The sequence below is a fragment of the Dactylosporangium sp. NPDC051087 genome (assembly GCF_055586325.1).
The window spans coordinates 58,044-72,897 of the sequence record NZ_JBVJIJ010000002.1; the positions used below are offsets into that span (position 1 = coordinate 58,044).

Genomic DNA, 14,854 nt, shown 5'->3' on the forward strand with positions numbered 1-14,854 from the left:
CAGATCACCGGACGCTCCAGGAAGGGGTTATCGCTGCTTCTGCAGTGCGCCTACGGCGGCGCCGCGGGTGGTGCGGGCCGGGTGCGTGAAGCGCCACATCGCGCCGGCGGCACCGAGCTGCAGGGCGAGCACGACCACGAAGGTGCTGAACGAGAACGAGTCGAACGTGAGGCCGGTGAGGGCCGCGATGAGCGGCACCGCCGAGATCGCCGCGCACAGGTGCCGGTCGACCTCGTTCTCCGCCCGGCGGAACGCGATGATCGCGAGGAACACGCCGGAGAAGTGCAGGACGACCATCCCCGCGATGCCGAGGTAGCCGTTGTTCATGAGCGTCATCAGCCACTGGTTGTCCAGGTAGCGGTAGAGCTCGGGGATGAACGTGCCGGTGCCCCGGCCCAGCCAGGGCCGCTCGGAGGCGTACTGGAAGACGATGGCGTAGTCGTCGGTGCGGCCCTTGATGCTGGGGTCGTCCTCGGCGTTGCTGAACAGGGAGCGCAGGGTGCCGAGCAGGCCGGGCCGGACCACGGACAGCACGGCGAGCAGGCCGACGCTGATGACGGCGACGTTGAAGCGGAAGCGCCAGTTCCACGCGGGCCACATGCACAGCAGCGCGATGCCGACGGCGAGGATGCCGGTGCGGGACAGGGCGAGGGGGATCGAGCCGGCGATCACCAGCGTGGCGACGAGGAAGATGCGCCGCTCGAGCTTCGTCTTGGCGTAGCGGGCGTAGTGGATGCCCAGCGGCACCGCGAACGCCATGACGACGCTGAACTCGATGAAGTGGCCGGTGGTGCCGGCGACCCGGATGAGACCGCCGCCGCCGCGGTCGGCGAGGCCGACGAGCTCGCCCTGCAGGGTCAGGCCCGGGATGACGATGCTCTGGGTCAGGTCCTTCTTGGTGATGAACTGCATGATGCCGAGCAGGGCGTTGATGCCGGTGCAGTACACCAGGACCCGTTGCACGTCGTCGAGGCGGTCACGGGTGGGCACGCCGTCGGCGGTCATGAACACGATGCCCATGAACGCGAGCGCGCCGAGCAGCGCGCGGTCGGCGGAGTTGGCCTCCAGCACGGGCAGGCCGCGGAACTGTCCTGCCGCGTAGGACAGCAGCAGGGTCAGCGCATAGACCACGAACGCCCAGCGCATCGGCTGTGGGCCGATCATCGCCAGGCGCGGGTGCAGCTTGGACAGCATCCACCAGACGGCGAGCAGGAGCCCGATGAGCAGGCCGGGACGGCCGACGGAGGTCAGGTCCGGCACGACGAGCCGGGACGGCAGCAGCTGGATCAGGATGACGACCAGGACCAGCAGCGACGCGGCGTCGATGTGGCTGCGCCGGCGGCGGGAGGCGTAGGTCCGCTCGTCGACGAGGACCGGCAGCAGGTCGGGGGAGGGCCGGTAGCCCTGGACCCGCTTCCGCTTCGGTTTGCGCTTGAAGATCCGCAGGTCGTCGGGCGCCACCGCTTGGGGTGGCGCCTGGCGCGTGCGGCTCTCGCCGGCGACGGTGCTGGAGGTCAACGGTTGCGCGCCTCTGTGTCCTTGTCACGTCCTTCCCTGCCGGCCCACGGGGTGTTGCCGAGGGGCAGGATGATCGTGGCGTCGTCGGGCTCGACCCCGCGGCGGTCGTCGTCCGGGGCGATCTCGGCCTGCCGGTAGGCCACGGTGAGACCGGGCCCGGCGGCGTTGCCGTTGTTGTTGCCGTTGTTGTTGCCGCCGTTGCCGGACGCGACGGTGCTCTTGATCCGGCCGACGCTGAGCACGGCGGTCTCGTCCTGTTTCGCGACGGCGTCCCCGCCGCCGCCCGGTCCACCGGAGCCGTTGGTCCGGGCGGACGGCAGCCGGTCGGTGTCGGCGATGACGTCGGCGTCGTCGCCGGACTCGAGGTCGCCGCCCTGCTGACGGCGCAGCAGCTGGGCCCTGGCCCGGCGGCGCAGGATGTTGTCGCCGACGATGGTCACCGCCGCGGTGAGCAGCAGACCGACGCCGATGATGACGACCGCGGCGCGTTTGACCTTGGAGGAGACGACCTCGATGGTGTCGCCGCCGTCGAGGACCTGGGTGCTGATCGCGCGGCCCGCCTTGGGCTTGTAGCGCGCCTGCATCTCCTCGACCTCACGGGTGATCTGCTTCTGGATGCGCTGCACCGTCGCCTGGGCCGCCGCGGCCGTGGTGGCCGTCGCGGTCACGGTGAGGATGCTGGAGCGGTCCTCGGCGGCCACCTCGAAGGTGGTCGAGAAGCCTTCGCCCTCGATCTCCTTGTGGGTCTGGTTGGTGTTCAGCGAGATCGACAGGGCCTTGGCCATGATGTCCTCACCGACCTCCACCCACGTGTTGGTCGACTGGAGCTCGGCCGGGGTGAGCGGGGTGCGGTCGGCCGGCGGGATCAGCATGATCTGACCGGTCGATGTGTAGTCGGGTTTGATCGTGAGCAGCGCCCAGCTGGTCGCCGCAAGGGTCAAGATGATCATCGGCGCCATCAGGTACCAGCGGCGACCCATCAGCTTGGCGAGATCCCAGAGGTCCACGTCATCCCCTCACACAAGCGCGGTCGCCGGGCGGGCGGTATGTAATTGCGCTCATCACTGTCGTTGTTCTGCCTGACTGACGTCTGCTGGTGCGGCTTGCCGGACGATCGCCGATCCCGCTTTGTACCTCTCCCGGCGGGTGGACAGCAACTCATCCCATAGCCGGACATACGCCGCCGCCTGGTGTTCCCAGGCCAAGGTATTGCGGAACCGTGCGAGCGCGACATTGCGCATCGACGCGCGGGCCACCGGGTCGTCGAGCAGGCGGTGCAGGGCGACGGCGAACTCCTCGGGGGTGCCGTTCGGGACGTAGACCCCGGCATCGCCGGCGCTGCGCCGGGTCTCCCGCATGTCCACGCCGACGACCGGGAGCCCCCGGGCGAGGTATTCGACGGTCTTGGCCATTGTCGACACCTCGGCGTGCGCGCTGCGCGGATCTGGCTGCAATCCGACGGAAGCGGTGCGCAGCAGCCGGTCGATCTCCTCGACGCCGAGCCAGCCGGTGAACTCCACGACATCCTCGAGCTTGCGCTCGACCGTCAGCGCCTTGAGGCTCTCCAGGCACTCGCCGTCACCGGCGACGACCAGGCGCCAGCCGAGCCGGCCGCGCAGGTCGACCAGCCGCTCGGCGGCCAGGATCGCGTTGTCGACGCCGTCCTGCGCGCCGAGGACACCGAGGTAGACGATGGTGTGGTCGTCGATGTCGGCCGGGGCCGAGGCGACGGGCCGGACCTCGGCGGACGACGGGCCGTTGCGGACCACGACGACCCGGGACGGGTCGCAGCCGCCGCGGCTGATCGCGAGCTCGCGGTAGGACTCGTTGGTCGACACGACGGCCGAGGCGGCGCGCTGCGACCACTTCTCGAAGCGCAGCAGGATCCTGTCCAGCACGGAGCCGGGGCGGCCGCCGCGGGCCTGGTACACCTCGGGGGACAGGTCGTGGTGGTCGAACACCCACGGCCGGCCCAGCATCCGCATGAGCAGCGCGAGGGGGAAGAACACGTCCGGCGGGTTGCACACCTGGGCGGCGACGGCCCGGTCGCGGATCACAGCGGCCAGCATGTGCCAGCCGATGCACGCGAAGGACCAGGCGAACTCGATCGCGAAGGACACCGCGCCGCCGGACGACTCGTACATCTTGTACGAGCGCACCTTGGCGTCGACGGTCCCCGGGACCTGGGTGATCTTCTGCGGGCCGCGGGGACAGATGACCGTCACCCGGTATCCGGCCGCTTCGAGGGCCTTGACCTCGCGGATGACCCGCCGGTCGCGTTCGACCGGCAGATTCGCCACCGCGATCACGACGTGGAGTCGCGAATCCTTCACCGTGCCACCGATCGGTTGAAGACGACCCCGACGGTCCGCCAGAGAATCGTGATGTCGTACCAGACCGACTTCTTCTCGACGTAGACGACGTCGAGCTCGAGGGCGGCCTTGAAGTCCAGGGTGCTGCGGCCGGACACCTGCCACAGGCCGGTCATGCCGGGCCGGGCCGCGAAGCGCCGCTCCGCCTCCGGCGGGAACAGGTCCGCCTCCCACGCCAGGACGGGACGCGGGCCGACGAGCGACATCTCGCCGCGCACGACGTTCCACAACTGGGGCAGCTCGTCGATGCTGGTCCGCCGCAGGAAGCCGCCGATGGGCGTGATCCGCGGGTCGTTGACCAGCTTGTAGACGCCCTGTTCGCCGCCGTCGACGTCGTCGTCGGAGGTGAGCATCTTCTTGACGAACTCGCGGTGCTGCGCGTCGCTGTTCTTGTTGCTCATCGTGCGGAACTTGATGATCTTGAAGGTGCTGCGGTGCAGGCCGAGCCGCTCCTGGCGGAACAGCATCGGACCCTCACTGGTCCACTTGACCGCCAGCGCGACCACGAGCAGCACGGGCGACAGCGCGGCCAGGATCGCCAGGGCGACGAGCCCCTCGGCAAGCTGCCGCAGCGACCGCTTCGGGATGAGCGAGCGCCCTTCCCGGTGTCCCTGGATGAGGCCCCAGCCGCTGCCGACCTTGCGCAGCACCCGCTGCGGCATCGGGATCTCGACCGTGGCGTCGTCACCGACGCCGGACTCGGCCGTGGGCTGCGGTAGGGACGAGATCACGACGGTGGCGTCGTCCGGGGTGTCGTCTTCGATCGGGACTTCGGACGACGGGACGTTGAGTGTTGCGTCGACGGCCTGTGGCGCGGTCAACGGCGACACCTCCTCACTGCACGTTGGTGCGACAACGAACGAGCGAGCTGACAAAGATCAGAGCGCGGTGATCGCCTTGGCGAGGTGGTCCGCGACATAGGCGACCTCTTCGTCCCGCAGGTGCGGGAAGAAGGGAAGGGAGACGATCTCGGTGGCGGCCTGCTCGGCAGCCGGGAGGCTGACGGTCTGGTCGGTAGCGTATGCGTGTTGACGGTGGCAAGGAACCGGGTAGTGGACCCCGGTGCCGATGCCTGCCTCGTCGAGCAGGCGGCGGACCGTCTCACGGCCCTGGACCCGCGCCACGAGCAGGTGCCACGCGCTGTCCACGCCGGGCAGCGGTGCCACCATCGGGATGCCGTGTGCGGCGAGTGCCTCCGCGTAGACCGACGCGACGCGCCGGCGCTGCCCGGTGGCCGCGTCCAGATCGGCGAGCTTGCGGCGCAGGACGGTGGCCTGCAACGCGTCGAGCCGGCTGTTGCGCCCGATGTAGCGGTGTTCGTAGTGGTCGGTGCCTTCGGACCGGCCGTGGTTGGCCAGCGACCGGATCCGCGAAGCGAGCTGCGCGTCATCGGTCACCACCGCACCACCGTCGCCCCAGGCGCCGAGGTTCTTGCCTGGATAAAAACTAAAGGTTCCGGCGACACCGTAGGAGCCGGCTCGCACCTTCTCACCCGGGGTGCCATCCTGATCACTGTGCGCCGCCGGAGCGTTCGCGCCGTGCGCCTGCGCGGAGTCCTCGATCACGGCGAGACCGTGCTTCGCCGCGAACGGCAGGACGTCCGCCGGGGGCACCATGTGCCCGTACAGGTGCACCGGGATGACCGCGGCCGTCCGCTCGGTCACGCCGGCCTCCAGGGAGCCGGGCGTGACGAGGAGGCTGACCGGGTCGACGTCGACGAAGACCGGGGTGGCGCCCGTGGCCGCGACGGCGGAGGCGGTCGCGATGAACGTGTTGGCCGGCACGAGGACCTCGTCGCCGCCGCCGATGCCGAGCGCCCGCAGCGTCAGCTCGATCGCGTCGGTGCCGTTGGCGACCCCCACGGCGTGCGTGGTGCGGCAGTACGCCGCGAAGTCCTGCTCGAAGGCCTCCACGGCCGGCCCGCCGATGAAGCGGGAGTTGCCGGCCAGCGCCCGCACCTCCGCGACGATGTCCTCGACGATCGGCGCGTGCGGGGTGGCGAGGTCGTTGAACGGGATGCGCACTTGGCTGAGGCCTTTCAGACGTTCGCGGGCTGGGAGATGTTGACCGTGCGGCCGGTCGCCATGGACTCGGCGGCCGCCTCGAGCACCTCGACGACGGCGAGGCCGCGCCGGCCGTCGACCTGCGGGGTGCGGCCGGTCAGCGCCGACTGCACGAAGTCCTTGTCGACCTCGCCCAGCGGCTCCGTCATCGGGATGTGCGGCGCGGTGATGCCGCCGTAGCGGTACGACATCGGCACGGTGCCGTCCAGCGGGGCGCCCTGGACGCCCTTGTCGTAGATGCGCAGCCGGCCCTCGTCGAGCATGTCGTCGTAGACGGCCATGCGCTGGCTGCCGACGACCGTCACACGTCGCACCTTCGACGGGTCGAGCCAGCTGACGTGGATGTTGGCGGTGGCGCCGATCGTGCCGTACTCCAGGCGCAGGTAGGCGACGTCCTCGAAGGGCGTGCCGGCGTGGCTGGTGCCCCAGGCGCTCACCGCGGTCGGCGTGCTGCCCAGCACCATGTTGATGATCGAGATGTCGTGGGGGGCGAGGTCCCAGACCACGTTGACGTCGGGCTGGTAGAGGCCGAGGTTCAGCCGGGCCGTGTCGATGTAGTAGATCTTGCCGAGCTCCTCGGCGGCGACCATGTCGCGCAGGTGCTTGACCACGGCGTTGTGCTCGAAGGTGTGCCCGGTGGCGAGGGTCAGCCCGTTGGCGTCGGCCATCGCGACCAGCTCGCGGGCCTCCGCGGTCGAGGCGGTCATCGGCTTCTCGACCATGACGTGCTTGCCGGCGGCGAGCAGCCGCTTCGCCAGGGGCGCGTGCGAGCGCGGCGGCGTGGCGATGATCGCGGCGTCGATCAGGTCGATGACCTCGTCGAGGCTGGTGACGCACAGCGCGCTCGGATACATCCTGCGGAGCGGCTCGATCCGCTCCGACTGTGCGTCGATCGCGACCACCAGGGACACCTCGGGTAGCGACGACAGCACCCGGACGTGCTTCGCCCCCCAGTAACCGCAGCCGATGACGCCAACCTTCATGACCGACCCTGCTCCCGAAGAATGAATACGTCGCGGCGCGCCCCCACGGGCAGTCGCCTAGCGACACTGGCGGATAACGCGTCGGCGGGGCAAGTGGGCACTGGCAAACTCGCCGTGTCGCATTCTTTACATGCCCCTTTTAACGGAACATGAAATGCCGCTTTACGCGTTTAAGAATGACAAGAAAGGCAATTAGTTCAATTGGTACCAAAGTTGCGAAACGGACAGATGTGATCTCTTGTTTCGCAGCTCAGCGTACCTGTGGGCCCCAGAATATGAATCTCGTTCCGGGGTGCAGCGACCTCCGTCGTTCCGTCAGGCAAGCCTGGCCGAACGGTCGGGGAAAATCAGTCCTTAACTCTGGAGTGGATCATAGTTCGCCTGATAATTGCTTGTCCTGTGATGCCGAGTTTGTGATGGGGTCATTTTTTGTCGACATAGTCACACGGCAGCGCAACATGCCATCCGGGTGCCGCGAGCGGAGTCACCTCGACACTCACCGTCCCCGCCGGATCGGCCGCGCAGGCCGTTTCCGCGCCCCGCAGACCCGTGTGCCAGTCCGGCCCGTCCGCCCGTGCGTTGTCCACCCGGAAGTTCACCGCGCAGACGACCAGCAGCAGCCCGGCGAGCACCCGCACGCCGATCACGTCGTTGAGCAGAGCGACGAGCGTGACCAGCACCAGCAGCGCCGGCGCCACGTTGTACCGCGGGGTCGCGATGCCGCTCAGCGCGACCGGAGCGATGTAGACCAGCGCGCTGTGCACCCCGGCCGCGATCACCAGCGTCCAGCGCGGGCGGGTGACCTTGCGCAGGCCGAGGACCAGCACCGCGCCGATGATCAGCCACGCGAGCGCGGCGAAGAGCAGGCTGCGGGTGCTGACCGTCTGGCCGACCCAGCGCTCGCCGAACAGGGCCGTCGGCACCGCGCGCAGCACGAAGCCGGTCACCGCCCGCACCGGGTCCGGCGCCAGGCCCTCCCGCTCGCTCGCCCCGGTCAGCAGGCCGAGCACCTGCACCGCCAGGGGCACCACGAACGCGACGGCCTTCACCACGGCGTACCGGTCCCGGTGGAACCACACCACGAACGCCACGAGCGGCAGGTAGACCCCGGTCAGGATGTCGCTGCCGACCACGAGCACGATCCCGGCGCAGGCGAGCACCTTCCCCGCGGTCGAGGCGGGCCGGCACAGCAGGAACCAGAACAGCACGTAGAGGCCGGTCCAGTGCAGGTTCGCCGGGGAGTTGAGCACGTCGCCCTGCGCCATCGGCAGCACCGCGACCGGCACCGACACGGCCAGCCGGCCCACGGTCGAGCCGATGTACTCCCCGCTGAGGCCGTACGCGGCGATCGCGAAGACCGTGGTGACCAGCGCCGCGCCGATCGCGAGCGCGGCCGCGGCCTGCGCCGGCGGCACCAGCGCGGCGACGCCGGCGACGAGCCGGGCGACGAGGTGGTAGTAGCCGGCGTAGGACGTCGTGAACGCCCCGGCGCCGTCGCGCACCGCCTGGGTCAGGAAGATCTCGCCGTCCTCGGCCCAGATCGTGTCCAGCGCGCCGGGCCCCGGCTGCCGCAGGATCGAGGCGGCCGTCCCGGCCGCGAGGGCTCCGACGACCAGGGTGGCCTTGAGCAGCGGGCGCCCGGAGCGCTGGACTTCTTCCCGTTGTTCGAGGACTGCGACCACGGGTGTACCCCTCAGACGTAAGGGCGGAAGACCGGCTTCACAGCCCGGCCGACCAGATAGGCCTCGACACCGTCGCTGAGCGCCTTCGCGTAGACGGCGAGGGCGCCGTCGACCGCCTCGATCGTGCGGTCGATGTCGGCGTCCGTGTGCGAGTAGCTGACCACGAACGACGGCGCGATCACGCCGCGGCGGATCAGCTCCTGGATGAACAGGGTCCGGAACGCCTGCGACCGTTCGCCGTCGGCGTCCTTCGTCATGTAGATGAGGTTGCTGTCGCGGCCCGCCACACCGACGAAGTCGGCGATGCCGTGCGCCGCCGCGGCGGCCGTGACGCCCTCGGCGAGCCGGCGGCCCTGCCGGTGCAGGTGCTCGATGACGGGTTCGTTCTCGTACACGTCGAGCACGGCCATCGTCGCCGCCAGGGTGTGCGTGTCGGCGCCGTAGGTGGTGGAGAGCAGGAAGACCCGCTCCCGGTCGGTGCGCAGCCCGCCCAGCTCCATGATGTCGGGCCGGCCGACGAGCGCGGCGACCGCGAAGCCGTTGCCGAGCGCCTTGCCGTAGCTGGTCAGGTCGGCCTGGACGCCGTGCACGTGCGACGCGCCGCGCACGTGCCAGCGGAAGCCGGTGATGATCTCGTCGAAGATCAGCACGATGCCGTGCCGGTCGCACAGGGCCCGCAGCCCTTCGAGGAAGCCCGGCGCGGGCGGCTCGGTCGTCTCGACCTCCTGCACGAGGCAGGCGATCCGCCCGTCGTGCCCGGCGATGAGCGCCTCGACGCCGGCGAGGTCGTTGTAGCGGTACCGGACGGTCAGGTCCCGGACGGCGCCGGGGATGCCGCCGGGCATGCCGGTCGTGCCGATGAACCAGTCGTCGGTGGAGAAGAACGGGTGGTCCGCGCAGATCGCGACGAGGTCCCGGCCGGTGTGGGCGCGGGCCAGCTTCACCGCGGCGCTGGTGACGTCGGAGCCGTTCTTCGCGAACTTCACCATCCGGTCGGGCACGCCGAGCGCGGTCCGCAGCCGCTGCGCCGCGGTCAGCTCGATCGTCGCCGGGCGGCTGAAGTTGAGCCCCTCCGCCATCTGCCGGGCCGCGGCGTCGACCACCGGCGCGTAGCCGTGGCCGAGCGTGACCGAGCGCAGCCCCATGCCGTATTCGACGAACTCGTTGCCGTCGGCGTCCCACACGTGGCAGCCGCTGCCCCGGACGATGAAGCCCGGCGCCTCCTCGGGGAACTGGTCGTCGCCCTTCGCATAGGTGTGCGCGCCACCGGGGATGACCGCGTGCGCCAGCGGGCGCAGGCGGTTTGACTCGTCGAACAGCAAGACCGCTCCTACTTTTTTCCCAGCAATGGTTGAACTTTCCGCATGACCATCCCCCGCGTCCGGGTGTCCAGGGCGAGCAGCAGACCGCCCGAGATGCCCGTGGCGAGCACGCCGTAAACCACCAGTTTCAGCAGCCATGGGCCGCCGCCCAACAGCTCGAGCCGGTCGACCGTGAACGGGACCAGGAAGCCCGCGGCGCCCGCGACGAACGCCGGCACCGTCGGGCCGAGGATCTGCCAGGTGTTGACCTTCAGCACCCGCACGAAGGTGATGTACATCATCAGGATCGTGATCGACAGCTCGACCGCGGACATGCCCAGCGCGATCGCGGCGACCTGCGCGCGGTCGTCGGTGGAGCCGTTGAGCCACTGGCCGATGAAGTAGAACGTGGTGACGCCGACGACCAGCTGGAACCATGACAGCGCGGTGTTGATGCCGGGCCGCCCGACCGCCTGCAGCGCCGGGCCGAGCAGCACGCCGTACACGTTGACGATGCCGACGATGCACAGCAGCTGCATGCCGGTGCCGGCCGGCGACCACTCGGGGCCGAGCAGCGCGACGAGCGGCTTCGCGGTGGCGGCGAGGATGCCCAGGGCCGGCAGGCCGGCGACGGCCGAGACGTGCAGCATCTTGGCGAGGCGGTCGCCGAGCTCGTCCGGCTTCTTCTGCAGCCGGGCCAGCTCCGGCAGCGACACCTGCTGCAGCGACCGGCTGGTCACCTCCGTCAGCATGTCGGGCAGGCGCTGCGCGATGCGGTACAGGCCGACCGCGACCGGGCCGAAGAACTTGGCGAGCACGAGCACGTCGATGCGGATCGCCAGGAACACGCCGATGCCGCCGAGCGCGGCCTGCGACGAGAAGCCCCACAGGTCCTTGACCGCCTGCCGCGGCAGGCGCCAGCGCGGCCGCCAGTCGGTGACCGACCACAGCACGACCGCGCCCACGCCGCCGGTCACCAGCTGCTGCGCCACGAGCGCCCAGGCCTGGTAGTCGGCGAGCGCCATGACGATGCCGACGACCCCGCCGATCACCGTGGCGATGAGCGTCCGGATCGCCAGGGGACGGAAGGTCATCTTCCGTCGCATGATCGCCTCTGGTACGACCGTGAGCCCCTGCAACAGGATCATCGGCGTCAGGGCGATGCAGACGGTCGTGATCTCCGGCTGGTCGTTGAACGCGGCCCACAGCGGCGCAGCGCCGGCCGCGAGCCCGGTCAGCGCGAGGCTGCCGATGATGACGAGCCAGAACCCGGCGTCGAGGTGGTCGTCCTCGAGCTTCTCCCGCTGGATGATCGTGGTCAGCAGCGTCTGCTGGAGCAGCATCTGCGTGATCATCACGAACAGCAGCGCTGTCGCCACGACACCGAACGCGTGCGGGCCCAGCATGTGCGCCAGGACGAACGTGACGATGGTCGTCGTGCCCAGCCGGCCCGCCGTCAAGGCGTACGACCAGAAGATCGCGGATTTCAGCCGCTTGCGCGGCGCCTCCTCGACGTCGTCCGTCAAGGCGGCCGGTGGTGTCAGAGCGCTGATCTCGGCGGTACGGTCAAGATCGACGGTGCGGTCGAGCGGGTCGACGCTGTTGTCGACGCTCTGACTCATGCGAACTCCCTAGGCCTGCGGCTGCTGCTGGTCGTTGGGCTGTTCCCACGGCGGCGGGGCGATCGGCGTGCGCGTGATCGAGCGGCGGATCCGGCCCAGCTTCGCCCGCCCGCGCCGGGTGCCCCACGAGGTCAGGAACGCGCCGGTGGCGGCCGCCCGCTCGGTCACCGGCAGCTCGTTGCTCATGAGCGCCTTGGTGATCTCCCAGGTCATCCGGGTGTGGTGACTCTGGTCCGAGGCCGGCTTGCGCTTGCGGTTCTTGCCCTTGGCCGCGCCCGGCTCCAGCCATTCGAGCACCTCGTCGGTGTCGCGCTGGGCACCGAACGTGTTGGTCGCGTGCATCCGGCGGAAGAACAGCCGCTGCGGCACCTGGACGAACTCGCCGCGCAGCGCCAGCTCGTGCAGCATGCGCACGTCGCTGGACAGGAACGGCCCGAGCAGCCGGGTCCTGCGCAGCACGTCGGTGCGGATGACGCCGAAGACCTCGTTGCAGAGGTTCCACTTCCGCGCGTACCAGCTGACCCGGCCGCGCGAGCGCAGCGTGGACGTGTCCATGGCGTCGTCCCACGGGCCGATCTCGTTGCCGTCGCTGTCGATCAGCATCGTCTGCGGGAAGGCCAGGATCGCCCCGGGGTTGGCGTCCAGGGCCTCGACGCACCGGCTGATCAGGGTCGGCGCGGCGAGGTCGTCGTGCGCGGCGAGCCGGAACAGCTCGCCGCGGGCCAGCTGCACCACCCGCCGGAAGTTGCCGGCCTCGCCGAGGTTCTCCGGGTTGCGGAACACCCGGACCCGCTCGTCCTTGGCCGCGTACCGCTCCAGGATCTCCCAGGTGCTGTCCGTCGACAGGTTGTCGCAGACGACGATCTCGAAGTCCGGGTAGTCCTGCGCCAGCATCGACTCGATGGCGAGGGGGAGGTACTTCTCGACGTTGTACGTCGTCATGCCGATCGTCACGCGAGGAGACATGGTCAGGCCACCAGGATCTCTGCGGTCACGCCGAGGTCGGCGAGCGACTTCGCGATCTCTTCCCTGTACGCCGGGTTGGTGATCACCACGGCCTTCGGCTGCAGCGTCGTCAGCGTCGACGGCGGGTCGACCCGGTGCCCGGTGACCGGCAGGAACCGGCCCCACTTGCGCGGGTTGAGGTCGACGACGCCGTGCAGGCCGAGCTCGCGGTCGGCGAGGGTCAGGAACTGCACGCCGCGGGAGCCCGCGCCCCACAGCACCGGCTTGGCGCCGTCGGCGTTGAGCTGCGCGATCGTGCTGCGCCAGCGCTCGCGCTCGGCGTGGTGCCGCTCCGCGAAGCCGGCGATCGCCGCGAGCTGCTTGTCGCGGGCCCGCATCGAGGGCAGCTCGCCGGTGTGCGCGACGTGACCGCCGGCGCGGGGCCGGTTCGCCGACACCTCGATGTACCGGAACATGCCGGAGAACAGCGTGCCCGTCGACTCGACCGTCCAGCCCGCCCGGCCGAAGATGCTCGCCAGGGAGTACGCGTCGAAGTAGGACACGTGCGGGTAGATGACCTCCCAGCCGGCGGTGGCGAGGTCGTACACCGCGTCGGGGACCTCGACGTAGCCGAAGACCTCGCGCCCCTTCGCCTGCTCCCGCAGGTCGACGAGGAACTCGTACGGGTCGTCGAGGTGCTCGAACCAGTGCCGCGAGGTGAAGAAGTCGTACTCCGGCAGGCCGGACCCGCGCGGGGCGAGCCCGCTGTGGAACGTGGTCAGCCCGCTGGTGCCGGTCTCGCCCGCGTACATCGCGTCGTAGCCCACGCCGCTCGCGCCGCTGACATGGGTCAGCTCCTTGAGGAACTCGCCCTGGCCGCAGCCGACGTCGAGCACGAGCTTGCCGGACAGGTCGTAGCGCTCGCTGAGGCTCTGCACCAGGTCCGCGGAGAACCGCTGGAACGCGGGGGAGAAGTGCAGGTTGGTGTCCATCGTCGTGTCGTAGACCAGTTTGTCCGGCTCGAACGCGACGTTGCGCACGTAGGCGCAGCGCGGGCAGTGCGCCAGCTCCATCTTCCCCTGCGGGGACGCGACCGCGTCGCCGTGCGCCTCCCAGTGCACCCCGCACAGGACCGGGATCTCACCGAGATCGGCGAACGGGACGAGCCGCTCCTCGCCGCAGGAATCACAAAGTCTGCTCATGCCGCCACCTCCGCTGCGCTCCGGCGTCGGCCCGAGCCGCTCCGCTGGCCGCTCATGCGGTCCACCGAAGGTTGTTGTCGAGCTTGCCCGCCGCCATCAGCGCCTTGATCCGCTTGATCCGCTGGTGGGTCTCGCTGCCGAACTGCTCGATCGTCAGGCCGTGCCGCTGGTACTGCTCGATGAGCTGCTCGACGCCGAGCTTGACGGTCCACTTCGGCTGGAACTCCGGCACCTCGGCGGCGATGAGGTCGCACGTGACCCGGTAGTTGCGCAGGTCGGTGCCGGCGCCCTCGGCGAACGTCACCTCGCTGCCGGGCACGACCTCGGCGACCAGGTTGGCCACGTCGCGGATGAGGTAGTTCTCGCTGCTCTTGCCGATGTTGTACGCCTTGGCGTGCACGCGGGACCGGTCGACCTCCAGCAGCGCCAGGAAGGCGGCGGAGATGTCCTCGATGTGCACCAGGGGCCGCCACGCCTTGCCGTCCGACAGCAGCCGGACCTGGCCGGTGAGCAGCGCGTGCGCGGCGAGGTCGTTGACGACCAGGTCGCCGCGCAGCCGCGGCGAGAAGCCGTAGGCCGTGGAGTTGCGCAGGAACACCGGCGAGAAGTCGTCGTCGGCGAGCTCCAGCAGGCCCTGCTCGGAGAGGATCTTCGACTCGCCGTAGGGCGTCACGGGCTGGAAGCCGGCCGTCTCGTCCAGCGGGGTGTCGTCGGCGCCCTTGCCGTAGAGCGAGCAGGACGACGAGAACAGGAACCGCTGCACCCCGGCGGCCTTCGCGGCCCTCGCCAGGCGGATCGTCGAGCGGTGATTGACGTCATAGGTCAGGTCGGGGTTGAGGTTGCCCAGCGGGTCGTTGCACAGCGCCGCGAGGTGCATGACCGCGTCGAACCCGGTGACGTGCGACGGCTCGACGTCGCGGAGGTCGACGCGGAGCGTCTTGACCTCCTCCGGCGCCGGTCCGAGCACGCAGTCTGCGAACAACCCCGTGTCCAGACCGACCACCTCGTGCCCGGCCTGCCGGAGTATCGGCACCAGCACACTGCCGATGTATCCGTCGTGACCGGTGACGAGTACGCGCATGGCAAAGCTCCCGAACGCTCGGCGGGTGGAAGGCGAGTCTAAGAGGGACCGAAAGTGCCCTCGGTGGTGTGTCGGACTTCTTACT

The 14,854-nt window shown here is 69.8% G+C and carries 12 protein-coding genes; all 12 read right to left on the reverse strand.

Annotated features, from left to right (window positions below):
- Positions 1-27: 27 nt before the first annotated feature.
- The gene (locus tag ACZ6TV_RS03775; protein WP_465295042.1) at positions 28-1,518 is read right to left on the reverse strand and encodes an O-antigen ligase family protein; all 1,491 of its coding nucleotides are present in this window, start codon (positions 1,516-1,518) and stop codon (positions 28-30) included.
- On the reverse strand, positions 1,515-2,525 hold the full coding sequence (locus tag ACZ6TV_RS03780; RefSeq protein ID WP_465295044.1) for a hypothetical protein: 1,011 nt from the start codon (positions 2,523-2,525) through the stop codon (positions 1,515-1,517). Before ACZ6TV_RS03780 ends, ACZ6TV_RS03775 begins: the two co-directional genes overlap by 4 nt.
- Positions 2,526-2,579: 54 nt before the next feature.
- A complete protein-coding gene (locus ACZ6TV_RS03785) occupies positions 2,580-3,851 on the reverse strand; it encodes a glycosyltransferase family 4 protein (RefSeq protein WP_465295046.1) in 1,272 nt (423 codons plus the stop codon).
- A complete protein-coding gene (locus tag ACZ6TV_RS03790; RefSeq protein WP_465295048.1) occupies positions 3,848-4,711 on the reverse strand; it encodes a sugar transferase in 864 nt (287 codons plus the stop codon). Before ACZ6TV_RS03790 ends, ACZ6TV_RS03785 begins: the two co-directional genes overlap by 4 nt.
- Positions 4,712-4,768: 57 nt before the next feature.
- Complete coding sequence (locus tag ACZ6TV_RS03795; protein ID WP_465295050.1) at positions 4,769-5,914, reverse strand: DegT/DnrJ/EryC1/StrS family aminotransferase; 1,146 nt, start codon at positions 5,912-5,914, stop codon at positions 4,769-4,771.
- Between the two features lie 14 nt (positions 5,915-5,928).
- Entirely contained in the window at positions 5,929-6,936 is a 1,008-nt protein-coding gene (locus tag ACZ6TV_RS03800; protein ID WP_465295052.1) for a Gfo/Idh/MocA family protein, read from the reverse strand.
- 422 nt (positions 6,937-7,358) lie between these two features.
- Positions 7,359-8,618, reverse strand: coding sequence for a hypothetical protein (locus ACZ6TV_RS03805; protein ID WP_465295054.1), 1,260 nt, complete (start codon positions 8,616-8,618; stop codon positions 7,359-7,361).
- Positions 8,619-8,629: 11 nt separating this feature from the next.
- Positions 8,630-9,940: a glutamate-1-semialdehyde 2,1-aminomutase gene (locus ACZ6TV_RS03810; protein ID WP_465295056.1), complete on the reverse strand. Its 1,311-nt coding sequence runs from the start codon at positions 9,938-9,940 to the stop codon at positions 8,630-8,632.
- 8 nt (positions 9,941-9,948) lie between these two features.
- Entirely contained in the window at positions 9,949-11,541 is a 1,593-nt protein-coding gene (locus tag ACZ6TV_RS03815; protein ID WP_465295058.1) for a lipopolysaccharide biosynthesis protein, read from the reverse strand.
- Positions 11,542-11,550: 9 nt separating this feature from the next.
- Entirely contained in the window at positions 11,551-12,495 is a 945-nt protein-coding gene (locus ACZ6TV_RS03820) for a glycosyltransferase (protein ID WP_465295060.1), read from the reverse strand.
- Between the two features lie 14 nt (positions 12,496-12,509).
- On the reverse strand, positions 12,510-13,688 hold the full coding sequence (locus ACZ6TV_RS03825) for a class I SAM-dependent methyltransferase (protein WP_465295062.1): 1,179 nt from the start codon (positions 13,686-13,688) through the stop codon (positions 12,510-12,512).
- Positions 13,689-13,740: 52 nt separating this feature from the next.
- Entirely contained in the window at positions 13,741-14,769 is a 1,029-nt protein-coding gene (locus ACZ6TV_RS03830) for an NAD-dependent epimerase/dehydratase family protein (protein ID WP_465295064.1), read from the reverse strand.
- Positions 14,770-14,854: the final 85 nt, after the last annotated feature.